Genomic DNA, 24,655 nt, shown 5'->3' on the forward strand with positions numbered 1-24,655 from the left:
AAATAACTATCGCTTCCATGGCCCGTTCCGCCATTCGTACCAAACACCAGATCGTCGCCCGCGTGGAAGCGGAACTCCTCCGGCATCTGCGCTTGCGTGACGGTCTCTCGCGAGTGGAACTGGCGCGGGAGCTGCAACTCGCGCCCTCCACCGCGGGCATCTACGTGGATCGGTTGCTGCGCGACCGTTTCATCGTCGAGAGCCACAAGGCCGGCCGCGAGCAGGGGCGTCCGCCGACTTTGCTCGTACCCAATCCGGATGGTGGACGCTTCGTCGGGGTTGATTTCGAGGCGCGCAGCATCCTCGCCACCGTCGTCGATTTCTCCCAGCAGGTCGTGAAGCAAGTCCGGCGGGCGATTCGCGAAGGCGATTCCGTGGAGCGGATCTTGGTGCGGATCGAAGAAACCATCCGTACCGCGATTGAGGGAGATCAACGTCCCTTGCTCGGTATCGGAGTGGGCGTGCCTGGGACGATCGATCCCGTCGAAGGCATCGCGCGAGGCTACGACTTCATTCCGGGGTGGAAGGACGTGCCGCTGGCGCGACGGCTGAGCGACGAGTTCAAGGTTCCTGTCTATTTGGAAAACAACATCCGCTCGATGGCCATGGCAGAGCTTTGGTTTGGGCAGGGCCTGGGGCTGCGGAATTTCGTCTGCCTGGGTGTCCGGACGGGCATCGGCGCGGGCATCGTGGCGGATGGCCGGTTGCTTCGCGGCGAACACGGTTGCGCGGGCGAGATTGGCAAGTGGCACGTTCCCGGGACATCGCGAGGTGATGCGTCGACGGTCTTCCGAACCTTGGAGGACGCGGCCTCTCTGCCGGCGATTCTCGCTGCGGCAGAATCCGCCATGAAGACGGAAATGGATTTCGCCGCGTTGCGAGAAGCCGCCGCAGCCGGGGAACGGAAAATTCTTCCAGTGCTGGAACGCGCGGCGGATTTTTACGGCGGCGCGATCCATCAACTGCAGCTCATCTTCGATCCTCATCGCGTCATCCTCGTTGGGCCGCTGGCGGAACTCGGCTCGGCATTTCTCGATCCTTTGCAGGAAGCGGTTCGCCGCCGGTCACCGGGAGGCCATCCGGAAATCGTCAATTCCACCCTCGGCCAATTCAGCGGGGCATTCGGTGCGGCGGCCCTCGCGTTGCATCAATGGCAACCCGCTCGCTGACACTACCTCCACCTCAAATCATGTCCTCCTGTCTCGTTGTTAGCACCGCCCTTCGCGCCCAAAGTAAAACGCTGACCCTGGCTCGCGCCATGACTGCGTATCTCGAGGCGTCGGGCGTGAAGTCCGATTTGTTCGATCTCGCCAGCGAACCACTCCCGCCGTGCGACGGGGCGAGTTGCTACGCCGATGCCTCGGTCAAGGCGGCGACCGAACGGGTGAAGCAAGCCGCGGGCATCGTCTTTTGCTCGCCGGTCTACAACTATCAGCTCAATTCCGCGGCAAAGAATTTCCTCGAACTGACCAACGACGGCTGGCCCGACAAGATCGTCGGCATCGTCGCCAATGCCGGCGGCGATCGGTCCTTTCTTTCAGTGCTGACCCTGGTCAATTCCCTGTGGGTGGACCATCGCTGTCTGGTCGCGCCGCGTTTCGTCTACGCGACCGGCACGGCCTTCGCCGAAAACGGTACCCTGCACGAAACCGGCGAGGTCCGCGACCGCTTGCAATCGCTTGCCACGGATATGCACCGGCTGATTACCCGCCTTGCTCTTTCCTGATTCTGAACCGCCCGCCCACGTCCCCTCATGAACCCGCCCCCGATTCCCATTCGCACGCCCGATCCCGCCGTGGAAGTGGCCTGGTTTTCCGCCCTTTGCAGCGACGACTATGAATTCCTCGGTGTGCCCGATGGCACACTCCGCAGCAGCTTCGAACACTGTTCGAATATCGTCCGGCGCTCCGATGAATTGGGTTATCAAAACATCCTAATGCCTTCCGGTTGGGCCAGCGGACAGGAGACCCTGCCCTTCGCCGCGGCGACGGCGGTGCTGACAAAGCAGATTCATCATCTCGTCGCAGTGCGGATGGGCGAGATTCACCCGCCGATGCTCGCCCGGCACCTCGCCACGCTCGATCACCTGTTGAAAGGCCGGCTCACAGTCAATATCATCTCGTCCGACCTGCCGGGGGCGCGCGAGGAATCGGCGGCTCGCTATGCGCGTTCACGTGAGGTCATCGAGATTCTCAAGCAATGTTGGACGCAGCCCGAACTGCATTATCGCGGTCAGCACTATCAACTCGACCTGCCGACGACCGACCCCGCAAAACCGTATCAGCAGAATGGCGGGCCATTGCTTTACTTCGGCGGCATCTCACCGGATGCCGTGCAGCTCTGCGCGGAGCATTGCGATGTATTCCTCATGTGGCCGGAGACGGAAGAACGACTGGGCGAAACGATGAAGCTCGTTTCGAGCAAAGCTGCCACGCTCGGTCGCACGCTCGATTTCGGCCTGCGCATTCATGTTGTCGTTCGCGAGACGGAAAGCGAGGCCCGCGCCGCGGCGGAACGGATGCTTTCAAAGCTGGATGCGACAAAAGGTGCGGAGATCAAGGCCCGGGCGCAGGATCACCAGTCCGCGGGCGTGAAACGGCAGGACGAGCTGCGCGCGCAATCGAAGGACGATTACATCGAAGAGCACGTCTGGAGCGGCATCGGCCGGGCGCGCAGCGGATGCGGCAGCGCCATTGTGGGTGATCCGGATCAAGTCTACGCCAAGCTGCAGCGCTACATCGCCATGGGTATGCGGGCGTTCATTTTGTCGGGCTATCCACACCTGGCGGAATGCGAGCTCTTCGCGCGCTACGTGCTGCCGCGATTGAAAACGTGCAAGCTCAGCGAAGTGCAGGGGCGCAAACCCGCATCCACGCCAGTCACCCCGCTCACCACTGCTCCGCGCAAATGAAACCGGTTCGTTGTGCACTCATCGGTTACGGGGCCTGGGGCAGTCATCATGCGCGGGCCATCGTCGAATCGCCGCAGGCGGAATTGGTGGGCATCGCGGCACGCTCGGAGGCGAGCCAGGCGGCGGCTCGCGGAGCGCTCCCAGGAGTGCGCGTCGTTGGCGACTATCATGAATTGCTCACCGATCCTTCGATCGAGATGGTCGATGTCGTTTTGCCGAGCGACTTGCATCATCGCGTGGGCCTCGATGTTCTCCGCGCGGGCAAGCATCTCCTCATGGAGAAACCCATGGCGATCAATGAAGCACAGTGCGACGATCTCATTCGCTGCGCGAAGGAGCAGAGTCGCCTGCTGGCGGTGGGCCACGAGTTTCGTCTTTCCTCGCTGTGGGGCAAGGCGCGCGCGATGATCGACGAAGGTGCCATCGGCACGCCGCAATATGCGCTCATCGAATTGTGGCGCCGGCCGTATCGCCTCGGGGCAAGTGGTTGGCGCTACGATATCCAGCGCGTGGGCAACTGGATCCTCGAGGAACCGATCCACTTCTTCGATCTCGCTCGCTGGTATTTCAGCGGGGCGGGCAATCCGGTGAGCGTCTTCGCGCGGGCCAACTCGAAGCAACCCGATCATCCGGAATTGCAGGATAATTTCAGCGCGATCGTGAATTTTCCCGGCGGCGCCTACGCGGTGATTTCGCAGACCTTGAGCGCCTTCGAGCATCATCAAGTGGTGAAGATCACCGGCACACGCGGTGCGCTCTGGGCGAGTTGGAGCGGCGCGCTCGACCGCACTTTCCACCCGAGCTTTTCGCTGAAGCATTTTGACGGCACGGATGTCCGCGAGATCCCGATCGAGAAACCCACGGGCGAGGTTTTCGAATTGGTGGACGAGATCAATGCCATGGCGGCCGCAATACGTCAGGGAGCACCGTTGCCGGCGAGCGGCGAGGACGGTCGGTGGTCGGTGGCCATGTGCCTGCGGGCTCAGGAGTCGGTGGACAGCGGAAAACCGGTTTCCTTTAGAACGTCATGACGCCGACGAAAAAATGGTATCAGGACGTAACGCTCTACCAGTGGATGGTGGTGCTCATCGCCTCGGTGGGCTGGGTTTTCGACGCCTTTGAAGGGCAGCTCTTCAACATCCAGCGCAATCAAATGCTCGCCGAGATCCTGCATGTGGCGCCGGATCATCCGGATGTGCGGCGCTGGGGCGACATCTTCCTCGGCGCGTTCCTCGTCGGTGGCTCACTCGGCGGCATTATTTTTGGATGGCTCGGCGATCGATGGGGGCGCAAGCCGACCATGGTGCTGACCATTCTCTTCTATTCGATTTTCTCCGGGCTCACTTATTTCGCGACCTCGCTTTGGCATGTCGGCATCCTGCGCTTCTTCGTGGCGATGGGCGTCGGCGGCGAATGGGCCGTGGCGGCCGCGCTGGTTGCCGAAGCCGTGCCGCAGCATGCGCGGGCCCACATGTCGGGACTGTTTCATTCCACGAGCATTATCGGCACCTGGATTGCCGCGTGGGTCGGGCTCGCCTTTGCTGCGGATTGGCGGATGGCTTTCCTCGTCGGCATCGCGCCGTCACTGCTCGTGCTATGGGTGCGCGCACGCGTTGAGGAACCCGAGCGATGGCATGCGGCTAAAGTGAAAGCCGCTTCCGGCGATACAGCGCAACTCGGCAGTTTTCGCGATCTGCTGACGAATCCGCGTTGGGCGCGGAATGCCCTGCTGGGGATGATGCTCGCCGCGGTCGGTCTCGGCACATTTTGGGCAGTGACCGTTGCCGGGCAGGATTTGGCAAAGGACTTTCTCGTGCGGCACGGTGTAGGCATGGCGGAAGCCACCCGGCGGGCGAAATTTGCCTACGGCAATGTGCAGGCGATCGGCTCGGGTCTTGGCATGCTGGCCTTTGGCCCGCTGGCGGTGCGTCTCGGTCGGCGCCGCACGTTTGTACTCTATCACGTCGCATCGCTCATCTTCGTGCCGCTGACGTGCTTTTTGCCGACCAGCTACGGGATGCTCCTCGCCCTGCTGCCGATCTACGGCTTTTTCACCATCGGTATCCACGCGGGTTATGCTGTCTATTTCCCCGAGCTGTTCCCGAATCACCTGCGCTCCACGGGCACGGGTTTTTGCTTCAATGGCGGCCGACTACTCGCCTCTCCGATGCTCTATTTCTCCGGCTGGCTGAAAGCGCGGATGGATCTCGGCCCGGCGATCAGCCTCATGGCGTTGCTCTTTCTGTTCGGCCTCGTTTTTATCGCATTCTTGCCGGAGACCAAGGGCCAGCCATTGCCGGAGTGATCACGGGTTCGAGGACGGAGCCGGCGTAGCGGCGACGGCCTCGACGTCTGGATCGCCATTCTCCTTGAGCCAGCCGAGAAGTTTGATGCGTAGGTCGGCCAGGCGCCTCGCTTGTTCCGGCTGCGCGGACAGGTCATGCATTTCGTCGGGATCGCTCGCGAGATAGAAGAGCTGCGTCCGTTTTGCCTTGGGATAAAGAATGAGTTTCCAGGTGCCCTCGCGGATCGCGCGTTGGGCATCGGTGTAGTAGCCGACGACGAATGGATAGACAGTCTTCTGGGCGTCACGGAGGACGGGCACGAGGCTGCGCCCTTGCACCGCTGGTGGGGTGGCGATGCCCGTCACTTCGCAAGTGGTGGGAAACAGGTCGCGCAGATCACATTGCGCCTCGCGGGTTTCGCCTTTCGGTATGCCCGGGCCGCTCATGATTAAAGGCACGCCGAGCGTGTGCTCATATAAATTCTGTTTGCCGATGAGACCGTGGCTGCCCACGGCAAGGCCTTGGTCGCTGGTAAAAATGATCAGGGTGTTGTCGAGTTGTCCTGTCGATTTCAACGCCTCCACAATGCGGCCGATCTGTTCGTCCATGCCGGAGATGGCGGCGTAATATGCGGCCAACTCGGCTCGCACTTCGTCCGGTCGCCGTGGTGATGCGAGCAATACTTCATCGCGGCCGCCCATGTTGCCATGGTCGAATGGGTGTACGGATCGGAAGTTCTTCGGCAGCGGCATCGTCTTGGGATCGTATTTCGTTTCCCAACCCGGGGGCAGCAGGCGTGGATCGTGTGGGGCGGTGAAGGCGACATGGAGAAAGAACGGCTCGGCAGGTTTGCGCTCGATGAAGTCGATGGCCGCGTCGGCGAAGTGCCGGCTGATGTCCGGCGTGAGGCCGACCCCGAGCTCCGGCAACGGCTTCCCATCGTCGGTCTTGAAAGTGTAGCCGCGATAACCGGTGGCAGGGCGTCCGGCGTGGTCGACGTAAGATGGCGTGTTCTGCAGTGGTGCGCCGCCGCCGGTGTAGAGCCCCCGCGTCTCTTCGTAGCCATACGCCTTGGGAGTTGCGCCGTTATCCCACTTGCCGACAAACCACGTGTGATAACCAGCGCTCCGCAAAGTGCCCGACCAGGTCGCGAGTTTGGGGTCGAGTTTGTTGCCGGTGTAACCGACGCCGTTGCGAAACGCGCAAACACTGGTCAGAATTTCCGCGCGGCTGACGTAGCATATCGGATAGGCCGCGACCGCCCGGGTGAATGCCGTGCCGCCGTGCACGAGTCGATCGAGATTCGGCGTCTGGATGATGGGATTGCCTAATGCGGCAATCGTGTCGGGTCGCTGATCATCCGAGATGATGAAAAGAATATTCGGGTGCCGCACTTCCGCGGCAAAGCTGCCGGCGATCAGACCCAGCCAGATGCCAAAGACCAGAGCCGCGAAAAGCGCGGCTCGTCCACGGATCCGCGCGGGTGTGGAAAATAGCCCCGTCGGGAAGTTCATCTCGCGGCGATTCTCAAGCACCGAGGGCGGACCGGGTATGTTGGACGAGGTCGTTATCCTTGTCTCCGGAGCCGCGGAAATAGAAGGCGCTCGCGGCCAGCAGTTGATCGCGCCAGGGCGGGGAAAGCTGTTGGTAGTCCTCCAGCACGGCGGAGCTGAATTTGTAGTCGTGGGCGTTGTTGCCCTTGAGGAAGATCAGGCGCCGGGCCGCGGTGGCGAAGGCCGAAGCGTCGGGCTTGTCTTTGAGCCAGGCGAGAATTTTGCGCGAGGCGTTGAGGCGATTATGGCTGATGTCCGCGAAGATTTCGGCGACGGCTTCATCGCCCTTCGCATCCGGAGCCAGCGGTTCGAGCGTGTCGATGTGCAGGCCGCTGTCCGTGTGGTTGCCGCGGAAGAGCGGGAGGAAGGCAGCGTTTTGCAGCAGGAGCAAGCGGCGGGTTTCGTCGTTCTGTGCGCGGTGCCAGGCGTAATGCACGGCATTGGTAAAGGTCGTGGCGTGGAGCGAGAGAATGCCCGGTGCCTGCATGAGCAGTTCGCCGGCGCCCGTGAAAAGGCCATCGAAGATCGATTGCGGCGCCACGCGGTCATTGAGCAATTTGGTCACCAGTGTACTGGTATCGCTGGGCGACCCGCTGCGGATGGCCTGCAACAGATCCGCGCTCGCCTCCGCGCTGGGTTTGCCGATGAGCCAGCCGTCGCGGATGCTTTTCACTCGGGTGAGATTGTCACGGAAGGGACGGTCCGCCGGCAGGTCCGCGTCCGCGGGATTTTCCTTCGTGCCGGCGCGATCGAGCAATGCATAGGCCAGCGAACGCAGCACCGGCTCGGCATGTTGCCAGCCGATCACCTCGAGGCAGCGGAAGCTGTTCGAAACGTAGATGGCCTTATGGCCGATCTCGCGGAAATCCCGTGACCCGATGCGACAGAAAATTTCGAAGAGATCATCCGCGCTCGTGTGGGTCCTTACGAGGCCGGCGATGGCGGCATCCGCCCCCGCCTCATCCCAGCGGTCCATGGCTTCGATGAATGCCGCGCGGGCTTTGTGGCTCGCGGGTACGGCAGCTTCATCAATGGGCGGCAGCACCCAGTTGCCTTCGTGTTGATTGGACGCTTGCGAGACTTTGAATTGATCGATGGCCCAGAAGATCGGCAGCCAGCGATCCGAATCCGGCGATGCGAGACTGGCGAGGTGGGCGGAATTGATGACCAATACCGCGTGGAACTTGAAGCCCACCGGTCGCGGTTGGATGCTGCGCACACCGGCGAGAAAGAGCGCGGTCAGCAATTGCCGGTAGCTGAGGCCGCCTTTCACGCGTGCGGCCACTTCTTCGAGCACGCGCTCGCGCGGCGTGTCTTCGAGCAAGCGCACGAGTGGTTCGGTCTCGGCATCGAAGCGCACCATGCGCGGATCGGCGGCCACCTCGGCGGCGGAGACAGAGGGAAGCTGCGCGAGGAAGCCGAGTTCGCCGAGGGCGGCGAGCGCGCCGGTGCCGGCGGCAGCCTGGAGGAAGGAGCGACGGGGGATCACGAGACAAACTCTCCACCCGTTGCGGAGATCGCGCCAACACTTTTCGCGCGCCGAATCAGCGGAGAGGTCGACTCAAGGATTCGTCTTCTGCGGCGGCAGGTAGCCGAGCGAGACGAGAAATTGGTCGGCCTCAGCGACGGTCTCGTTGTAGCGGGCGGCATTGAAGAAGCCATGCGTCTGGCCTTCGTAGCCGACGAGGTCGCAACGATTGCCCTTCTTCTTCATTTCCGTGGCGAAGGCTTCGGCGCTAGCGTAGGGCACGGTGGTGTCGGCCTTGCCGTGCAGGATCAGCATGGGCGGCAGGTGTTCGCCGACGTGATGGATGGGCGAGATGGCTTCAGGCGGACAGCCGAAACGATCGGCGTTTTGTTTGCTCTCGAAACCTTTCGCGTCCAGTCCAGGGAAGGGGGCCAGCGCCAGCGCGGGATTGAACAGCACAAGGGCGTTCGGCACTGCGCTAACATTCGTGTCTTCCCCGGCCTCGTCCATGCCGGGGAGCGTCGCGGTGGCGGCCGCGAGATGACCGCCCGCGGATCCTCCGGCGGCGACGATCTTGTCCGGATCGATGCCGAGACGGTCGGCATTTTTGCGCACCCAACGAAGGCAGGACTTCGCATCCGCCACGCAGGCGGTCGGCTTCACGTGCTGGCGCGAAGCGACGCGATAGTCGGCAGTGATGGCAACCATGCCCCGCTCTGCAAAGTGGCGGCACTGCGATTCGAATTGCGATGGCGATCCGCTCGTCCATCCGCCACCGAAGAAAAAGACAATCGCCGGCCGTTTCGCCGCGGGCGCGGATTTTTCGGCGGGTTGAAAGATCCAGAGCTTCAGGGCCGTACCATCGACCTCCTTGTATGTCTCGACGCTCGCGCCTTCCATCGAGGGAGGGTAAGTGAACTTCCGCCGTGGCGGATTTTCTTCCGCACGGACAGCCAGGCTAAAGACCGCGAGAACGAGGAAGAGGGCGAGGCGATTCATGGTTTGGGGAAATGAGAGGAATGGCTAGTGAAACCAGCCTTTAGCGCATCGGTTGCAACATTCGAATCCGTGAGTCGATGCTGCTGGCAGAGCGCGCGATTGTAGGGCGGCCATCCTGGCCGCCGCTCTGTAAGCATTCAGGATTCGGAAACCTTTTTTTAAGGGGCGCTCTACTTCTTCGCCGGCTTGCGCTCGTAGATCGTGATCGTGGTAATGAAATCCACGGCGCGTTGCAGGACCACGTCGCGCTGGGGCGGCGCGGGCTTTTCGCCGTGGTTCTTTTGCGCATTCTGCACGGCATCAAGCTCGGGGTTCGTGCCGGCAACGAGCGCGGCTTCGTTCATCCGCGGACGCTCGGTTTCGAAGACAAACTGGCTGACCCCCTTGTCCAATTCCTCCTTCAGCACTTTGGCTGTCGTTTCCTCGGAGACGTCGACGATCAGGTCGGGCTTCACTCCGCCGGGAAAGACCGGGGCGCTTTCGGGCAACGCGACTTCCGCCACGGCGACGCGCAACTTGCGTCCATCGCTCAATGGGAACTCCGCAAATTCGGCGGCTTCTCCGCGTGTCTGCTGACCGATGACCAGCGCATTCACGTGCGTGCGCAGGACGGCGGCGATGACTTCGGCATTGCCGGCGGTGGTGCGATTCACGAGAGCCACGAGGATGCCGTGATATTTCGGGTCGTCTTTCGAGGTGAGAATTTGCTCCTGCTTGATGTTCGGCTTTTTCACCGAGAAGAGGACCTTGCCCTTCGGACAAAAGCGCCGGCAGATTTCGGCCGTTTGTTCAAACTCGCTCCCGGCGGGCGTGGCGCGCAGGTCGACGATGACCGCGGGCAACTTGCTCGCGGTGAATTTGTCGAGGGCCGTGTCCAGTTCGCCGACATTGCCGGGGGTGATCGCCCCGAGCCGCACGTAGCCGATGCGATTGTCGAGAATCTCCGACCGGAACGGACTATCGCCCGCGGCGCCATTAGGGCCGCCTTCGACGATCGAAGCTCCCGGCGCGAGGCGTTCCAGCAAACCTTGCACGGTGGCCCGGCGCTGCTCGGTTTCGCCGAGCGCCTCGGGCTTGATGTAGTTGTCCTTGAGCAGCTTGATGACCTGGTCGAGCTCGGCGTCGTTGAGCGTATCGACTGCTGTGCGCGCGTTGACGGACGCGCTCTTTTTCGGCTCGGGAGTGGCGCTTTGCCCATGCACGAAAGAACACGGCAGGAGCGAGAGGGCAGCCAGGGCAAAAGCCACGGGGATTTTCATAGGGCGCTGCGAAGCTAGGCGCTGAGTCCCTTTACTGCAATATCGCGCCGGAACTGCCGGCCTTCGAATTGAATGCCATCGACTGCCGCGTAGGCCCGTTGCCGGGCGGCGGCGAGGTCGCCGGCCAGGGCGGTGACGCCCAGCACCCGGCCACCCGCGGTGAGGGTCTTCCCGCCTTCCGCTTTCGTGCCGGCGTGGAAGACGGTGATGCCATCCTGAGACTGCTCCAGGCCGGTGATGGCCTTGCCAGAGGCGTAACTGCCGGGGTATCCGCCCGAGGCCATGACCACGCACACGGCGGAGTCGGTCTTCCACTGCGCTTTCGTCTGGGCGAGGCGTCGGTCGATGGTCGCTTCGAGCAGGTCGACGAGATCGCTCTCCAGCCGCGTGAGCAGCACCTGGGTTTCCGGGTCGCCGAAACGGCAATTGAACTCCAGCACCTTCGGCCCATCGGCGGTGATCATAAGTCCGGGAAAAAGCATGCCGCGGAAATCGAGCCCGTCCTTCTTGAGGCCGGCGATGAAGGGATCGAGCACTTCGCGGCGCACGCGTTCCTCGAGTTCGGGAGTAAGCAATTTCGACGGCGGGCTGAACGTGCCCATCCCGCCGGTATTGAGCCCTTGATCGCCATCGAGCGCGCGCTTGTGATCCTGCGCGGCGGGGAAGAGCAGGTAGCTGTCGCCATCGACGAGCGCGTGGATCGAGCATTCCTCGCCTTCGAGGAATTCCTCGATGAGCACTTGTTTCCCGGCGTCGCCGAATTTGCGCACATCCATGATCTCATGCACGGCCAGCCCGGCTTCCCAGGAATTCTGCGCAATGATCACGCCCTTGCCCAACGCAAGGCCATCGGCCTTCACGACCAGCGGATGCTTCGCTTTTTGGCAAAAGCGCTGGGCGTCGCTGCTATCGGAAAAGCTGCCCGATCTGGCCGTCGGAATGCCGTGGCGCTCCATGAATTCCTTGGCGAAGACTTTCGAGGATTCCAGCCGGGCCGCGCTTTGGGTGGGACCGAAAATGCGCAGTCCGTGCTTTTGAAAAAGATCGACGATGCCGGCAGCCAGGGCGTCATCCGGTCCCACGACAGTAAGGTCGATGCCTTCGCTTTTGGCGAACTCCACCAGCTTTTGGTGTTCGGTGATTTTGATCGGCACGTTGGTGGCGAGTTGCGCGGTACCCGCGTTGCCGGGCGCACAGTAGAGCGCGGTGACGCGAGGCGATTGACGGAGTTTCCAGACGAGCGCGTGTTCGCGCCCGCCGCTGCCGAGGACGAGGATTTTCATGAAGCGAAGGGCGGGAGAGTAGACGGGGAAGTGTCGGGAGCCAAGTGGGGAGAGATGAAAGGCGAGTGCTTAGTGCTTAGTGCTTAGTGCTTAGTAATCAGTAATCAGTAATCAGTAATCAGAGTCGGAGGGGGCGGCTAGCCGCTGCGGCCCAAGCACTAAGCACTCGGTTTTCCCCAAAAGTGATGCAGGGCGTCAGTGGTGCGACCGTCTTCGCGAGGCCAGCGCAGGAAATGGGCGACGGTAGTGGCCAGGTATTGCTTGGCCTCGCTGGCGGCCTCCGACAGGGAGAGTCCTTTGGCCAGGCCGGCGGTGATCGCGGCGGCGTAGGTGCAGCCGGTGCCGTGGGTGGAGACGCCTGGCACAAAGGGGGCGGAGAATTCCTGGACACCACCATCTGGAGCGCAGAGCAGGTCGATCGCTGGATTGAGCCGCAGATGGCCGCCCTTGATGAGGAACGCGCGGCCATAGGTGGCCACGAGTTCCTGACCCGCGGTACGCATTTCCGCGACCGAGGTGACCTCGCGGTCGAGCAACGTCCGCACCTCATCGAGATTGGGCGTGATGAGGGTGGCCATGGGGAAAAGGCGCTCGCGATAAAGGGCGATGGCGTCGCGCTGGAGAAGGGGATCGCCGCTGGTCGCGACCATTACGGGATCGACGACGATGGGGGGTGGTTGCGGCATTGGCTCGCGGCAACCCCTCAGCGTGTCGCACACCGTTTCGATAATCTCGCACGAATAAAGCATCCCTGTTTTGAGCGCCCCGATGGGAAAAGCCTCGAAAAGCAGGCGGATCTGTTCGGCGACGATGCGCGGTTCGATGGCCTGGATCGCGCTTACTTTGCCCGGCACTTCCGCGACGACGCAGGTGATGGCGGTGACCCCGTAAACACCGAGCGCGCTCATCGTCTTGAGGTCGGCTTGCACGCCAGCCCCCGCGCTGTTGTCGGAACCGGCAATAGTGAGGCCTACGGGAAACATTGGAATATCGATTGCTGTTTAGAGAGAATGGATTTGATTGGTCGCTGTCAAAAGTGGCGGACCTGCCCCCATCAGAAATCAGAAATCTCAATTCCGAAATCCAAATGTCCGCGTTTACCGAACTCGCCGGCCTCTCCGCCAAGGTGGATCGTGTCGTTCACATGCCCAGGCTCGAAGCGCCACCGGACCGGCCGCACCCATTCGTGTATTTCATCACCATTCGGAACAACTCGCCCTCGACCGTGACCATCAAGGGCCGCAAATGGGTGGTGACCGATTCGGACGGCCAGCGCGTCGTGGTGGAGGGTGATGGGGTCGTCGGCGAATTCCCGCGGCTAGAGCCGGGTGAACATTTTTCCTACAACAGCTATCACACTATCGGCTCGGATAGCGTGGCCGAGGGTGCCTATTTCGGTGTCACGACGGATGGCGAACCCGTATTCACCCGTATCCCGCGCTTCGAGATGCGCGTGCCGGTGCGGTCGGTGTAGAGCGCTCTTAATCTTAATCGTAATCTTACTCTTAATCCCAAAAGGAGAGTAAGATTACGATTAAGAATAAGATTAAGAACGCAGGCTCCGAGCGTGCTCTATAGCGGCGTGGGCCGAACAATCAGGCCGTCTTCCGTCACTACCGCGTTTAACTCCTGGTCATGCGACTCCAGCGGCAGTGTGTCGACGATTTGGAGAGCGAAGCAGATTCCGATCTTCATCGTGCTGGCCGGCAGCGAGGAGAGATAGCGATCATAGTATCCGCCGCCGCGACCGAGTCGGTGGCCATTTTTCGTGAAGGCGAGTCCGGGGACGAAAATCACGCCGATCTCCTCCGGCGACACCACGCGCGCTTCCGGCAGACGATGTTCACGAATGTGCGGATGCCACGAAGACGTGATGAGATGCTCGAGTTTCTCGACCTCCACGAATTCCATTTTGCCATCGGCCACCCGCGGGTAGCAGAAACGCCCGGGCGCGATTTTCCACAGCAGCTCGATGTCCGGTTCGCTGGGGATCGGCGAATAAATGGCCACGTGCCGGCCGCTTTGGAGGGCTGGGTGATGCGCCAGGGTGGCCGCAATGGCTTTCGACTTCTCATCGCGGGTGGCGCCGAGCGCGGCCAGGCGGGTGCGCATTTCGCGGCGGAGTTCGGCTTTGGTCACGGAAGGGATTACAAATGGCACGCCATCGGCTTTGCAAGCGCATGAAACCTTTGCGTCCTGCGATGACTCGATTAATGTTTTCTGTCGTGGCGAATCCCTTTCGCAAACCCAAAGCGGAAATCAAGAAATCAGCAAAAGCCAATGGCACCCACCATGGTGCCAATGGCGCAGCCGCGAAGAAGGTGGGGCTCAAGCCCAAGAAGGGCTGGCAGAAGCGCAACTTCCTTACGCAGGTATTGATCCCCTCGCTGTTCGAACCACGCTCGGGCGAGCACGCTGTTCCCAATTTTCCCGAGTTGGGCGATCGTGAAATCGGCCTGACGTGGATCGGCCACGCCTCCTTCCTCGTCCAGACGGCCAGGCACAATCTGCTCGTCGATCCGAACTGGGCGAAGTGGCTGAAGGTCTTCAAGCGGATGAAGCAGCCGGGCCTGCAGTTGCATGATCTGCCGGCTATCGATCTCGTGCTGGTGACTCACGCCCATTTTGATCACCTCGATCGCCGGTCGCTACGCAAGGTCGCTGCCGATCAGCCGATCGTCGTGCCTTTCGAGGTGGGCAATCTTGTGCACGATCTCGGCTTCAAGAGCGTCCACGAATTGCACTACTGGGAGGATTACCATCAAGGCCCGCTGAAGATTACCCTCACGCCCTGCCATCATTGGGGCGCGCGCATGTTGCACGATTCGCATCGCGGGTTTGGAGGATTCATCATCGAGGTCGGCGGCCGCTCCATCTTTCACTGCGGCGACACTGCGTATTTCGAGGGCTTCAAGGAAATCGGCCAGCGGCATAAGATCGATATCGCCCTGCTGCCTATTGGCGCCTACGACCCGCCCACCGGCCGCGACGTGCACATGAATCCCGAGGAAGCCGTCCGCGCCTTCCTCGACCTCGGCGCGCAACGCATGGTGCCCATGCACTACGGCACCTTCCGCCTCAGCTACGAACCCCTCCACGAGCCGCCCGAACGCCTGCTGGCCTGCGCCCAGGAACACGGCGTCGCCGATCGGATTTCGGTGATGACCGAAGGGCAGCCGATGGTGTTTTAAAGCAAAAAGCGCGCGCCCCGTTTCCGGAAGCGCGCGCTGAGTGGAGCAGAATTCGCTTATTTCTTCGAGAGGGCCTCGTAGGCGGTCATCACGTCCTTGGCGTGGGTCTCGGTGGTCGTGCCCTTCAGCATCGTCCAGGCGACCTTGCCGTCCTTGATGAGGAAGGATTGGCGCTGGGTGAGCGGCTTGTTCGGGATGAAGTCGGTACCGAAGGCGGCGGCGACTTTGCCGTCGTTATCGGCGATGAGGGTGTGGGGCAGGTTGTATTTGTTGGCGAAGGCTTTTTGCGCTTCGACCTTGTCCTCGCTCACGCCGATCACCTGGATGCCGGCCTTCTTTAGGTCCGCCCAGGAATCGCGGATCGAGCAACCCTGCTTGGTGCAGCCCGGCGTGTCGGCTTTCGGGTAGAAATAAACGAGCGTCGGGCCTTTGGCGTAGACGTCCTTGAAGTTGACGGTCTTGCCGTCCTGGTCGACGGCGCTGATTTCGGGAGCGGCGGCGCCGACGGCGAGAGGGGCGGCGTGTGCGAGGACCGCGAGGCCCACGGAGGAAACAAGGGTGGCGAGGAGGGTGCGGAGTTTCATGATGTATGGTGTGAACCCCCGAGGACGGGGAATGTTGAGCAAGAAAATGGTCAAATGTGCGTGACCTTGCAAGTAACGCTCCGGTAAAGATCAGCCCACTCAACCAAGGAGGACCTATGGCTACTCATTCAGATCAAGACGTCCCCTTTTTTCGAGCGCACCAGCAAGCGCCGTAAAGGGTTCCCATCCGAAACGCAGGTCAAACGCGGCTTCCGCGTCGTCCATGGCGACAAGGAACTGCGGGAGAAACTCGGTCGTAACGACCCCTGCCCGTGCGGTTCGACTCGCCGGTTTCAAGAACTGTTGCATGCGCGACGGCCAACTCGACGGCGTCGAGCGGGATTACTTTTTTCCGCGAATAAGTGTCAAAAGACGGGAGAGATTTCCGCGTCGAAATACCTGGCGGGACTTTCGTGCTCCCTGGCATTCATCTCAACACTGACGTGCTGGGCTATCCTCTTTCGTCCTAAAAGGCTGGAAGCCGAAGCCTCGGCCTTGAATGTCGATCCGCTCTAGGACGCTAAGCATTACCCACATCTTTGCTCGGTGTTTGGACGTCGATACAGATAGCGCCTTGGGAGCGGCGACCCCGCCATGGCGGGGTCGCCGACTGGAACGAACGCGCGGAGCGCCATCTTTTGGGGCGTCGCTCCGCGACGCAGGGCCTTTTCTAGAAAGTCGCCCCTCCCGGTGAGCCGCAGCCGAATTCCCGCTGTCCCTAAACCGACAAAAAGATGTGGGTAATGCTTAGCTAGGACTGCCGCAGCGGCAGCCACTCGAGCACGCGCTGAATCTGGGCGTCCCAATAGCCCCATTCGTGGGCGCCCGGCCCCTCGCTGTAGGTGAGCGGCAAGCCGAGAGTATCGAGGTGCTGCCGGAAGGTGCGCGACTCGGAGAGCAATTCGTCCTCGGTGCCGCAGGAGAGATAGATGGCGGGCCGTGGTTCCGGAGATGCTCCGACTTTGGAGGCGAGCAGCCAGAGGTTTGAATCTGCCGGCGCTTTCAAGTCCGGGCCGATGATGCCGGTCCATTCCTTGCGATCGATGCGGGCGAAGGGTTTGTCCACTTCGCGGAGGCGGCGCGCGAGATCGAGTGCCCCGCTCAAGCTGGCGACCGCGGCGAATTTTTCCGGGCGCGCCAACCCCAGGCGCAACGCGCCATAGCCACCCATCGAAAGTCCGGCGGCAAAGGTATCCTCCCGCGCATCACTCAGCGGAAAGTAGTGCTGGCAGAGTGCGGGCAATTCCTCGCTGAGAAACGTCCAGTATTTTGGCCCGCTGGCCATGTCCTGGTAAAAGCTGCGCGCCACTGCCGGCATGACCACGGCGATATTCCGCTCCGAGGCATAACGCTCGATGGAGGTCCGCCGCGTCCAGATCGTGTGATCATCGGAAAGCCCGTGCAGCAGATACAGCGTGGGATACCGCTCGCGCTGCTTGCCGCTCGTCATGCCGATCTGCCGCGTGGTCGCCTGCGGGAGAATGACATGCGCGGAGCAAGTGAGCGCGAGGGACTCGGAGAAGAAATGAAAATCGAGGAAGGACAATGGGGAAGTTGATGGTTGAGAGTTGATAGTTGAGAGCCGCCGTTCGGACTGCGTGAGAGGTAGAGCAGGGCGGACGCCACCCCCAAAGGTGTGACCATTTGGGACTCCCGTGCCGAAGTCGATAGCGCGGCTCTCAACTATCAACCCTCAACTCTCAACCGTCCGCTCAGTCCGCCCGGTGCTTTGAGTAGCCGAAGAACCCGCGCTTCTTGATGATGTCCGCGACTTGTTTCGGGACCATCGCTTCCCAGGATTCATCCTGCGCGGCGATGCGCTTGAGGACGTCGCGCGAGAAGATGTGGAGGTAGTCGGGGTTGTAATTGTCGAGCTGGATGAAACTGCCGCGTTCGGTGAGGTAGCCGTGGAGTTTGCGCAGTTCGGGCGCGACCTGCAGGTTATCGACCGTGGTCATCTCATCGGTCTGATGCTCCCGCAGCGGGTAGACGAAAACCTTGAGGTCGTTTTTGAAGAGCCGGCCGAAGTTTTCCAAAATGCCGCCAGGCAGCGCGGTGTAATATTTCTCATCGAAGAGTTCGATGAGACTCGCCGCGCCCATGACGATGCCGATGCGCTCCTTGGTCCGCCACGCGAGATAGGCGGCGAGGCGGTAGTATTCGAAGTAATCGGAGATGAGCACATGGAAGCCGCAGGCTGCGAGCAGATCGGCGCGCGCGAGGAAATCGCGGCGGTCCACTTCCTGCCCGCCGGCGAGCAGATTGCGCATGGTGATTTCCATGAGCGACAGCACCGGTTTGCCCGCCACCGACGGATCGGCGGAAAATTTCGCCAGCGCCGCGTTGTACATGTCGAGGTTCACGTGCGTCACCGGACGGAAGCTGCCGCGCTCCACGAGCACCGCTTTCTTGTGCAGGGTGTCGGAGGGCTGAATGACCGCGCCATCCGGCCCGAACATCGCCGCGCCGCTCAGGCCGAGTTGCACGAGCTTCATCGCCATGATGCGGTTGTCGACGTAGCGGAACTCGATGCCCTTGAAATCAATGAGGTCGATCTCGATGCGGCCGGTGGTCAGCTTGTCGAGCAGGCTTTCCATGAGCCGCTCCGGTTCGTGATGGAGGAAGAAGGCGCCGTAGAGCAGGTTCACGCCGATGATGCCGAGCGCTTCCTGCTGGAGCGAAGCTTCGGCATCGAGCATGCGCACGTGAACGATGATCTGCGAAGGTTCATCGCGCGGGTGCGCCTGGAACTTCACCCCCATCCAGCCGTGGCACTCGTTGCCGCCCTTGTAGCTGCGCGCGACGACGGTATCGGCGAAAGCGAAGAACGAAGTGGTGTCGCCACGGCTGTCGGAAAGGCGGTCGATATTGAGCTGAAACTCGTGATCGAGCATCGACTGCAACCGCGGACGCGAGACGTAGCGTTCGGTGTCGCCGTAGATCGCGTCGCTCACCTGCATGTCGTAGGCGGAAATGCTCTTGGCGATGGTGCCGGCAGCGCCGCCCACGCGGAAGAACCAACGGACCACTTCCTGTCCCGCGCCGATTTCCGCGAGCGTCCCGTAAAAGCGATTGTCGAGATTGATCTTGAGCGCCTTGGCGTGCGTGTCCAGGGCTTCGCCCGAATTCGGTGTCGTCATGGCAGAGACACTAAGCCAAGGCGTTCGTGGGGGGCCAGTGCGGATGTGCGACGAAATCGTTAAAGTGGAAAGTGAGCGCGCGCTGCAAACCAACGCTGACTGGAAGCAAACCGGGCAAGCGAGGCCGGCTTAAGAACCGTTCGAATAACCGGACGCGGTGCATGGGGCACTTTGCCTTTTACCAATCCTTCGCACGGTTTTTCTTGATCTGCGCCCGGCGTTTTTTGCCTTCGAGGATGCGCTCTTTTACGCCGCGGGGGCGTTTGGAATTCTGCCGGCGTTTCTTTTCGATTTCCGACCGGCGCGCGGCGCGTTCGGCGCGGCGCTGCTCCTCGATCGCGTCGAGCAGGCGCGTCCAGGCGAGCTGGCGGTTCATCGATTGTGAGCGGGTGTCTTGCACGGTCACGGCGGCGCCGCTCGGCACGTGGCGCAGCATTACCGCGGTGGAGACTTTGTTTACATGCTGCCCGCCAGGGCCGGAACTGCGGGAGAACTTCTCCTCGAAGTCCGCCAGCTCGAGCTTGAGCCGGGCGAGACGCGCGGCTCTCTGGGTGTGGAAATCGGACGGAGAGGACATCGGAAAAGTTTTAAGTTTTAAGTTTTAAGTGGCAGAGGCTCGCTGCGAAGCTCTTAAAACTTAAAGCTTAACACTTTCATCATGCTCCTGACCAATGCCCGTCTCCTCTTTCCCGAACGTCTCGCTCGCGGGCACCTGCGTGTAGCGGAGGGAAAGATTGCGGCGATCTCGGATCAGCCGTTGGCGCCGGTGGCGAATGAGCCGGTCCTCGATCTCGGCGGACAATTTCTCGCCCCGGGATTTATCGATATCCACATCCACGGCGCCCAGCGCCGCGACACGATGGAAGCAAGCGCGGAGGCCTTTGCGGCGATCTGCCGGCATCACGCGCGCGGCGGGACGACCGCGCTGGCGCTGACGACGGTGACGGCGACGAACGAAGCCATTCTCAATGTGTTGCGCGCGGCGCAGGAGTATCGGCGGCAACCCGCTGGCCATGGCGCCCAGGTGCTCGGCATTCACATCGAGGGGCCGTATTTCTCGAAGGAAAAACCGGGCGCGCATCGGCTCGACCTCATCCGGAATCCGCAACGCGCGGAATGGGAGCAATGGCTGGCGTTCGATGGTTTGATCACGCAGATGACGGTGGCGCCCGAGTTGCCCGGTGCACTGGAGCTTTTCGAGGAACTGGCCGGGCGCGGCGTCATTCCCAGCGGCGGTCACAGCGATGCCTGGGATGAGGACGCGGCGGCGGCGTTTGCCCACGGCATGCGGCACGCGACGCACACCTTCAATTGCATGTCCACGGCGCGTCGCCGCGGGCCTTATCGCGTGGCGGGTTTGCTGGAATACGTGCTCAGCGAGCCGGAGATTTTATGCGAACTCATTGCCGATGGGCATCACGTGTCACCCACGCTGATGCGCATGCTTTACCTCGCCAAGGGGCCGGATGGAATCGTGCTCGTCACGGATGCGGCCGCGGGCGCCGGTCTGGCGGAAGGGGAGACATTCCAGCTCGGCGATATCGATTGCGTGGTGCGCGGTGGCGTCAGTGTGCTGGCCGATGGGCAGACGCTGGCCAGCAGCACCGCGGGGATGATCGATCTCGTGCGCAACATGGTGCAGATGGTGAACGTCTCGCTCGTCGAAGCGGTGCGCATGGCGACGCTCAATCCCGCTCGTGCCTTGCGGATGGAAGCGCGCAAGGGCGTGCTGCAAGTCGGCGCCGACGCTGATCTGGTGAGCTTCACGGACGATTTCCAGGTCACGCACACCATCGTCGCCGGGCGCGATGTGTTGTAGGGCCTACTTCTTCGTCCCCGCGTAGACGAGCACGATGCCGCCGGCCAGCGCGATCACGCCGAGGACTGGCGGGAGTGGAATCGAGTGTTCTTTCTCCACATTGGCATCCACCTTCAGTGGACCGAGATCGACCACGCGTTTCTGTTCATGCGTGGTGAAGTTGAGACCACCATAGGCGAGGGCGATGACCCCGATGATGATCAGAAGGATGCCAACGATGGTCGCTGGTTTCATAACTCATGTATGGAATCGCGCGAACGCCGTGTTTTGGCCGGACGGGAAGGAAATTAAGGGGTCGCTTTCCAATCGGAACTGGAGGGCACCGCGCTATCGGTGCCGGGAACGCGCGTGCCCGCGGAAGCGTCGGCGCGCTTCCCTCCAGTTTTGCTTCGAGCGCCTGCTCTGGCTCGCTATTCCCGCATGAGTTGCCGCGCCATGCTAGCCGCGCCTTCCAGCGCACTGAGCGAACGTAATTTCCCGTGACCATCCAGCAGCCACACCGTGGGCAGGGCATTGATGCCGAAGCCGCGCACCATCGAGCCTTCCCAGCCCTTGCCGTCCCACGCCGTGGGCCAGCTGAGGCCGTGCGACTTGAGGGTCTCGACAGTCGTCTCCCGGTTGCGATCGAGGCTCACGCCGAGCACGTGAATGCTGCCTTGCGGCAGAGTCGCGACTTCCTGTTGCAGCTTGGTCAGCGCCATTATCGAGGGTACCGAGTTCTGGGCGAAGAAGATGATGAACACCGGCTTTCCGGCGAAGCTCGCCACGTCGATCTCCTGTCCCTGCACTGAGGTGAATTTGAGCGGAACTCCCTGCCCGAACAGATGCACCCGGGTGAGGTCATCCGCGATGCGCGCCTTGAGATCGGGATCCTTGGCCATGGCCTGCGCGTCCTCCAGAAGCGACTCCTTGAGCTTCGGTTGCGTGTCGTAAAGACCCGCCACTTCGGCGAGCAAGGCGGCGTCGCGGTGGTCGGTGGGATACGCTTCGGTGAAGGCGCGCGCCGCCTTGAGCAGGTCGTCGCGCTGGGTCGTGTCCGAGCGTTTGAGGATGCGCATCGTGCGGGCGATCTTCGCAAATTCCAGTTCGGGCCGTTGCTCGGGCGTCACCGTTTTTTCGAGGGAGTCGAGAATCCGCTGCGATTCCATGCGCAGCTTTTCCGAGGCTTCAAAATCCCCGCGAATCTGCAACGCCCGCGATAGACGGATTTCGGCCTCGAACGCGTGAGCGTCCTGCGGATGTGCGGTCAGGAATGTCCGCAGCGCCCGTTCCTGTCTGACGAGATGCGCAACGACCATCGAGCCCACGGCCTTGGGTGAATCGGGCTGTTCGTGGGGACCGGCATCCAGAGCGATCACGGCCTGCCAGTCCTCTTCGGCGGTGCCCGCCAGGGCGCCAAGGCTGAGGCTGGCGACGACCAAGCCGGCAAGAAGGTGGGAGAAACGTTTCATGAGCGGTGGGTGGGAAGGAACCGCTTCATTTCACGAGACGGTCATCGCGGCAATCTCTATTCGGTGTCGCGGGTGTGCAAGATGAAGTGACGCGATGAGGCCGGGGATCTTACTCTTACTCTTACTCTTAATCCTCAGCCGCGGAGATTAAGAATAAGATTAAGATTTAAGATTAAGAAATTCACGGAGCCGCATTTTTCGTGAATAGCGGTCACTCCGCCCGGCAGAGGAACTCCTCGAACTTCCCCCCGGGCCCGCGGGGCAGTGGCTCCTCCTGCCATGCATAGCGAATCTCGAAGGGGTGCTGGAGCTCTTCCTGGATGATCCTGGTGAGCTGTGCTTCCTGTTCCGCAGACGGGCGCGCGGGCGCGGACAATTTGGCGAGGATGGTCTGGCGATCGAGCTGGATGAATTGGAATTGCCGGATGGTGTGCACCTCGCCCCAGCGGTGAAAACCCACGACCGGCCAATGCCGCGTGCCATCGGGAAGCAGCACGAGATTGCGCTCGCGCCCGAGGAAGCGACGAATTGTGGGCAGCCCCCGCCCGCACGCACACGGTGTACCGACTTCGGCATAGTCGCCGATTTCATAGCGGATGAGCGGCGTGGCGTAATTCACCAGATCGGTGACGAGGACGCGGCCGATCTCACCGGGCCGGCAGGCGCGTCCCTCGGCATCCACGACTTCGAGCAGGATGCTCTCCGAGACGTGATAGGTGCCGTGTTCGGGACATTGCGTGGCCATCACGCCGAACTCTTGTGAGGTGTAGACATCATCGACGCCCACGCCGAGCACGCGCCGGACGTCTTCCCGCAAGCGCACCGAGACCGTTTCGCTGAGGGTACGGACGCCACGCAACCGGGGCAGTCGTCGACCGGTGCGCTCGAGTTCGGCGACGATGCCCGCGAGTGTGCTCGGCAGGATGAGCAAATAGTCGGGATCGAATTCCCCCAGCCAGCGGCAGAGCTCTTCCACGGACAGAGAAGCCGGCCGGCCGGACCACGCCCCGGTGCGGAAGAGGAAGGTGCAGGGCTGTCCCCAATCGGCGCTTTCCGCAGCCTCGCTGATGTTGGCTCGCAGGGTCGCCAGGCGGCCGGAAAAATCACGGTCGTGCCAGAGGTGCTCGCGCAGAGTATAGACCATCCATTGCAAGGTGCAGAGTTCCGTCCGCTTCACGGTCACCGGCTCGCCCGTGGAGCCAGAGGTTGAGGTCGTGGAGATGCCGCCGTGGGCTCGCGGGTAGGCGTGGCAAAAGAGGCTTTCGCCGGCGTTCACCAAGGCCTGCCGGGTGAGCGGCGGCAGCTTCGCCAGGCCGTCCGGTGCGGCCAGCGCCTCGGGCGTGAGTCCGGCCGTGGCGAGGCGGCTGGCAAAGTGTGGTGAAGCAGCGGCACAATGCCGCGCCAGGTCCAGCAGCGCGGAGCCTTGCTGGCGGGCCAGTTCCGCCGTGGGCATGCGCTCGCTCACGCGGCGATCGGCCAGCAGCTTCGAGATCGCGACGCTGCCTCGATTCGCACGTGCCTGGGGCGGCAGCAGATGCGGGTTCCGGCCGAGACGGTCAAACCAATCGCTGCTCATGATTTCGGGGTGAACGCCAGGACCGGACAACGTTCGGCCGCGGGATAATGGCCATCGGGGCCGAGGTTGAGTGTGAAAGCGTGGAAGGCCATCGCCATTTCGGCCAGGGAATGGAAAGTGTAGCGGGCGTCCTGTCCTCGATAACGATCGATCGTGGCGACCGTGCGTGGATCACAGCCGAGGCGGCTGGCGAGCACGGCGCGATCCGCGAAAAGCAGGTTGAAGCAATCGTAAACATCGGCGAGACGGATGCCGGCTCCGGGCTTTTCGGTTTCGAGCACCATGAGGAGCCGCAGTTTGAGTTCGTGGAAGTTCCGCAGCTTTCCGTCGGCGACCGCCCGGACGAGCGCGTCCAGCGGCTCCGGTGAGGAAGGCCGCGCGAAATGGCGCAGGATTACGCGGCCGGTCGGACGGAGCACGCGGCGCAATTCATTCGCCGCGGCGCGCAGCTTTTCCGCCCCGGCCATCAGCAGGAGACCCGCGTCGTTGAGGATGAGATCAAACGAAGCATCGGCAAAAGGCATCGCCAGCCAGTCGCCGTGGACGACCCGACGCTCCGCGCTGTCGCCGGGCCAGACTTGGCGGATCATTTCCTCGCTGGCATCGATGGCGGTGATGTGCGTTTCCGAAGCCCAAGGATGCAGGGCGATTTCCGGGGTGACGCCAAGGGAGAGGATGTCAATCCGGCGCTGGGGGAGGCCGGCGGGCAGGGAGTCCGTCCAGGCTTGATGAAAGCGTTGCAAGTCCTCCGGGCAGGGCCGGAGTGGAGAGCCAAGCTGGCTCCAGCCCCCCGCATGGGCAGACCATGGTTCACGGGCAGAGGCAGGGAGAGGTTGATTCACGGATACGCAGGAAGCTAGAAGCGAATTTCTTTCGGAGGCGAGCGGAAAGAAACATTGTTTTCCTGCGACAGGCCGCGTGGGTGTCGCAACTGATATCTGAATCTCGGGGGGGTAGCGAAACCGAGGCGGTAACGATTTCTGTAAACCGTGCAATGTCGCTCTAAAATCCCGGGGATATCCTTCCGAAGATCCTCCAAGATATGCTCTGCGCGACAACGGAGCAGGGAGTGATCGTGGTATTACCTACAGGTCCGTAGCGGCATACCTGAGATGCGCCTCGGGGCATAAAGTGAT

The 24,655-nt window shown here is 62.0% G+C and carries 24 protein-coding genes; 9 read left to right on the top strand and 15 right to left on the bottom strand.

Annotated features, from left to right (window positions below; translation table 11 throughout):
* Positions 1–17 precede the first annotated feature (17 nt).
* From CFE428DRAFT_RS12365 to CFE428DRAFT_RS12385, 5 genes are read left to right on the top strand one after another with little or no spacing between them, the layout of a single operon-like run.
* A complete protein-coding gene (locus CFE428DRAFT_RS12365; RefSeq protein WP_006979880.1) occupies positions 18–1,169 on the top strand; it encodes an ROK family transcriptional regulator in 1,152 nt (383 codons plus the stop codon).
* 20 nt (positions 1,170–1,189) lie between these two features.
* Positions 1,190–1,726, top strand: a complete 537-nt coding sequence (locus tag CFE428DRAFT_RS12370) for an NADPH-dependent FMN reductase (protein ID WP_006979881.1) — start codon at positions 1,190–1,192, stop codon at positions 1,724–1,726.
* A gap of 27 nt (positions 1,727–1,753) precedes the next feature.
* Positions 1,754–2,911, top strand: coding sequence for an LLM class flavin-dependent oxidoreductase (locus CFE428DRAFT_RS12375; protein WP_006979882.1), 1,158 nt, complete (start codon positions 1,754–1,756; stop codon positions 2,909–2,911).
* The gene (locus CFE428DRAFT_RS12380; protein ID WP_006979883.1) at positions 2,908–3,942 is read left to right on the top strand and encodes a Gfo/Idh/MocA family protein; all 1,035 of its coding nucleotides are present in this window, start codon (positions 2,908–2,910) and stop codon (positions 3,940–3,942) included. Before CFE428DRAFT_RS12375 ends, CFE428DRAFT_RS12380 begins: the two co-directional genes overlap by 4 nt.
* The gene (locus CFE428DRAFT_RS12385; protein WP_006979884.1) at positions 3,939–5,216 is read left to right on the top strand and encodes an MFS transporter; all 1,278 of its coding nucleotides are present in this window, start codon (positions 3,939–3,941) and stop codon (positions 5,214–5,216) included. Before CFE428DRAFT_RS12380 ends, CFE428DRAFT_RS12385 begins: the two co-directional genes overlap by 4 nt.
* Here CFE428DRAFT_RS12385 and CFE428DRAFT_RS12390 read toward each other — a convergent pair whose 3' ends face one another.
* The 6 genes from CFE428DRAFT_RS12390 to thiD all read right to left on the bottom strand — a co-directional run bounded on the left by CFE428DRAFT_RS12390 (position 5,217) and on the right by thiD (position 12,741).
* A complete protein-coding gene (locus CFE428DRAFT_RS12390) occupies positions 5,217–6,710 on the bottom strand; it encodes a sulfatase family protein (RefSeq protein WP_006979885.1) in 1,494 nt (497 codons plus the stop codon).
* A 13-nt stretch (positions 6,711–6,723) separates the two neighbouring features.
* Positions 6,724–8,238, bottom strand: coding sequence for a hypothetical protein (locus CFE428DRAFT_RS12395; protein ID WP_006979886.1), 1,515 nt, complete (start codon positions 8,236–8,238; stop codon positions 6,724–6,726).
* A gap of 72 nt (positions 8,239–8,310) precedes the next feature.
* A complete protein-coding gene (locus CFE428DRAFT_RS12400; protein WP_006979887.1) occupies positions 8,311–9,216 on the bottom strand; it encodes an alpha/beta hydrolase in 906 nt (301 codons plus the stop codon).
* Positions 9,217–9,386: 170 nt separating this feature from the next.
* Positions 9,387–10,475, bottom strand: coding sequence for a S41 family peptidase (locus CFE428DRAFT_RS12405; RefSeq protein ID WP_006979888.1), 1,089 nt, complete (start codon positions 10,473–10,475; stop codon positions 9,387–9,389).
* A gap of 14 nt (positions 10,476–10,489) precedes the next feature.
* Positions 10,490–11,758, bottom strand: a complete 1,269-nt coding sequence (gene purD, locus CFE428DRAFT_RS12410; RefSeq protein WP_006979889.1) for a phosphoribosylamine--glycine ligase — start codon at positions 11,756–11,758, stop codon at positions 10,490–10,492.
* A 158-nt stretch (positions 11,759–11,916) separates the two neighbouring features.
* Positions 11,917–12,741 carry a bifunctional hydroxymethylpyrimidine kinase/phosphomethylpyrimidine kinase gene (thiD, locus tag CFE428DRAFT_RS12415; RefSeq protein WP_006979890.1) on the bottom strand — a complete coding sequence of 275 codons (825 nt, stop codon included), beginning with the start codon at positions 12,739–12,741 and terminating at the stop codon, positions 11,917–11,919.
* A 104-nt stretch (positions 12,742–12,845) separates the two neighbouring features.
* On the opposite strand from thiD, the gene CFE428DRAFT_RS12420 reads away from it, so the two are divergent.
* Complete coding sequence (locus tag CFE428DRAFT_RS12420) at positions 12,846–13,232, top strand: ApaG domain-containing protein (RefSeq protein WP_006979891.1); 387 nt, start codon at positions 12,846–12,848, stop codon at positions 13,230–13,232.
* 98 nt (positions 13,233–13,330) lie between these two features.
* Here CFE428DRAFT_RS12420 and CFE428DRAFT_RS12425 read toward each other — a convergent pair whose 3' ends face one another.
* Complete coding sequence (locus CFE428DRAFT_RS12425) at positions 13,331–13,897, bottom strand: 5-formyltetrahydrofolate cyclo-ligase (RefSeq protein ID WP_042724870.1); 567 nt, start codon at positions 13,895–13,897, stop codon at positions 13,331–13,333.
* Positions 13,898–13,971: 74 nt separating this feature from the next.
* Here CFE428DRAFT_RS12425 and CFE428DRAFT_RS12430 point away from each other — a divergent pair, with 74 nt between their 5' ends.
* On the top strand, positions 13,972–14,949 hold the full coding sequence (locus tag CFE428DRAFT_RS12430) for an MBL fold metallo-hydrolase (protein WP_006979893.1): 978 nt from the start codon (positions 13,972–13,974) through the stop codon (positions 14,947–14,949).
* A 56-nt stretch (positions 14,950–15,005) separates the two neighbouring features.
* On the opposite strand, the gene CFE428DRAFT_RS12435 is transcribed toward CFE428DRAFT_RS12430, so the two are convergent.
* Complete coding sequence (locus CFE428DRAFT_RS12435; RefSeq protein ID WP_006979894.1) at positions 15,006–15,533, bottom strand: peroxiredoxin; 528 nt, start codon at positions 15,531–15,533, stop codon at positions 15,006–15,008.
* 237 nt (positions 15,534–15,770) lie between these two features.
* Between CFE428DRAFT_RS12435 and CFE428DRAFT_RS41035 the strand changes: the two genes are divergently transcribed.
* Positions 15,771–16,049: an SEC-C metal-binding domain-containing protein gene (locus tag CFE428DRAFT_RS41035; RefSeq protein ID WP_420196881.1), complete on the top strand. Its 279-nt coding sequence runs from the start codon at positions 15,771–15,773 to the stop codon at positions 16,047–16,049.
* Between the two features lie 235 nt (positions 16,050–16,284).
* On the opposite strand, the gene CFE428DRAFT_RS12445 is transcribed toward CFE428DRAFT_RS41035, so the two are convergent.
* From CFE428DRAFT_RS12445 to CFE428DRAFT_RS12455, 3 genes are all read right to left on the bottom strand, one after another.
* Complete coding sequence (locus CFE428DRAFT_RS12445) at positions 16,285–17,079, bottom strand: alpha/beta hydrolase (RefSeq protein ID WP_006979896.1); 795 nt, start codon at positions 17,077–17,079, stop codon at positions 16,285–16,287.
* Positions 17,080–17,245: 166 nt separating this feature from the next.
* Entirely contained in the window at positions 17,246–18,673 is a 1,428-nt protein-coding gene (locus CFE428DRAFT_RS12450; protein ID WP_006979897.1) for a hypothetical protein, read from the bottom strand.
* A 178-nt stretch (positions 18,674–18,851) separates the two neighbouring features.
* On the bottom strand, positions 18,852–19,250 hold the full coding sequence (locus tag CFE428DRAFT_RS12455) for a peptide chain release factor family protein (RefSeq protein WP_006979898.1): 399 nt from the start codon (positions 19,248–19,250) through the stop codon (positions 18,852–18,854).
* 81 nt (positions 19,251–19,331) lie between these two features.
* On the opposite strand from CFE428DRAFT_RS12455, the gene nagA reads away from it, so the two are divergent.
* A complete protein-coding gene (gene nagA, locus CFE428DRAFT_RS12460) occupies positions 19,332–20,492 on the top strand; it encodes an N-acetylglucosamine-6-phosphate deacetylase (RefSeq protein WP_006979899.1) in 1,161 nt (386 codons plus the stop codon).
* A 3-nt stretch (positions 20,493–20,495) separates the two neighbouring features.
* Here the strand turns inward: nagA and CFE428DRAFT_RS12465 are convergent, their stop codons facing one another.
* From CFE428DRAFT_RS12465 to CFE428DRAFT_RS12480, 4 genes are all read right to left on the bottom strand, one after another.
* Positions 20,496–20,726: a hypothetical protein gene (locus tag CFE428DRAFT_RS12465; protein ID WP_006979900.1), complete on the bottom strand. Its 231-nt coding sequence runs from the start codon at positions 20,724–20,726 to the stop codon at positions 20,496–20,498.
* Positions 20,727–20,902: 176 nt separating this feature from the next.
* Positions 20,903–21,943, bottom strand: a complete 1,041-nt coding sequence (locus CFE428DRAFT_RS12470; RefSeq protein ID WP_006979901.1) for a TlpA family protein disulfide reductase — start codon at positions 21,941–21,943, stop codon at positions 20,903–20,905.
* A 211-nt stretch (positions 21,944–22,154) separates the two neighbouring features.
* Entirely contained in the window at positions 22,155–23,519 is a 1,365-nt protein-coding gene (locus tag CFE428DRAFT_RS12475) for a phenylacetate--CoA ligase family protein (RefSeq protein WP_006979902.1), read from the bottom strand.
* Positions 23,516–24,361 carry a class I SAM-dependent methyltransferase gene (locus CFE428DRAFT_RS12480; protein WP_157447492.1) on the bottom strand — a complete coding sequence of 282 codons (846 nt, stop codon included), beginning with the start codon at positions 24,359–24,361 and terminating at the stop codon, positions 23,516–23,518. Before CFE428DRAFT_RS12480 ends, CFE428DRAFT_RS12475 begins: the two co-directional genes overlap by 4 nt.
* Positions 24,362–24,655 lie beyond the last annotated feature (294 nt).

It is taken from the genome of Chthoniobacter flavus Ellin428 (assembly GCF_000173075.1).
Lineage (GTDB): Bacteria > Verrucomicrobiota > Verrucomicrobiia > Chthoniobacterales > Chthoniobacteraceae > Chthoniobacter > Chthoniobacter flavus.

Coding starts and splice junctions, on each gene's coding strand:
- CFE428DRAFT_RS12365 (WP_006979880.1), top strand. CDS start 18: ATGGCCCGTTCCGCCATTCGTACCAAACACCAGATCGTCGCCCGCGTG.
- CFE428DRAFT_RS12370 (WP_006979881.1), top strand. CDS start 1,190: ATGTCCTCCTGTCTCGTTGTTAGCACCGCCCTTCGCGCCCAAAGTAAA.
- CFE428DRAFT_RS12375 (WP_006979882.1), top strand. CDS start 1,754: ATGAACCCGCCCCCGATTCCCATTCGCACGCCCGATCCCGCCGTGGAA.
- CFE428DRAFT_RS12380 (WP_006979883.1), top strand. CDS start 2,908: ATGAAACCGGTTCGTTGTGCACTCATCGGTTACGGGGCCTGGGGCAGT.
- CFE428DRAFT_RS12385 (WP_006979884.1), top strand. CDS start 3,939: ATGACGCCGACGAAAAAATGGTATCAGGACGTAACGCTCTACCAGTGG.
- CFE428DRAFT_RS12390 (WP_006979885.1), bottom strand. CDS start 6,710: ATGAACTTCCCGACGGGGCTATTTTCCACACCCGCGCGGATCCGTGGA.
- CFE428DRAFT_RS12400 (WP_006979887.1), bottom strand. CDS start 9,216: ATGAATCGCCTCGCCCTCTTCCTCGTTCTCGCGGTCTTTAGCCTGGCT.
- CFE428DRAFT_RS12405 (WP_006979888.1), bottom strand. CDS start 10,475: ATGAAAATCCCCGTGGCTTTTGCCCTGGCTGCCCTCTCGCTCCTGCCG.
- purD (WP_006979889.1), bottom strand. CDS start 11,758: ATGAAAATCCTCGTCCTCGGCAGCGGCGGGCGCGAACACGCGCTCGTC.
- thiD (WP_006979890.1), bottom strand. CDS start 12,741: ATGTTTCCCGTAGGCCTCACTATTGCCGGTTCCGACAACAGCGCGGGG.
- CFE428DRAFT_RS12420 (WP_006979891.1), top strand. CDS start 12,846: ATGTCCGCGTTTACCGAACTCGCCGGCCTCTCCGCCAAGGTGGATCGT.
- CFE428DRAFT_RS12430 (WP_006979893.1), top strand. CDS start 13,972: ATGTTTTCTGTCGTGGCGAATCCCTTTCGCAAACCCAAAGCGGAAATC.
- CFE428DRAFT_RS12435 (WP_006979894.1), bottom strand. CDS start 15,533: ATGAAACTCCGCACCCTCCTCGCCACCCTTGTTTCCTCCGTGGGCCTC.
- CFE428DRAFT_RS12450 (WP_006979897.1), bottom strand. CDS start 18,673: ATGACGACACCGAATTCGGGCGAAGCCCTGGACACGCACGCCAAGGCG.
- CFE428DRAFT_RS12455 (WP_006979898.1), bottom strand. CDS start 19,250: ATGTCCTCTCCGTCCGATTTCCACACCCAGAGAGCCGCGCGTCTCGCC.
- nagA (WP_006979899.1), top strand. CDS start 19,332: ATGCTCCTGACCAATGCCCGTCTCCTCTTTCCCGAACGTCTCGCTCGC.
- CFE428DRAFT_RS12465 (WP_006979900.1), bottom strand. CDS start 20,726: ATGAAACCAGCGACCATCGTTGGCATCCTTCTGATCATCATCGGGGTC.
- CFE428DRAFT_RS12470 (WP_006979901.1), bottom strand. CDS start 21,943: ATGAAACGTTTCTCCCACCTTCTTGCCGGCTTGGTCGTCGCCAGCCTC.
- CFE428DRAFT_RS12475 (WP_006979902.1), bottom strand. CDS start 23,519: ATGAGCAGCGATTGGTTTGACCGTCTCGGCCGGAACCCGCATCTGCTG.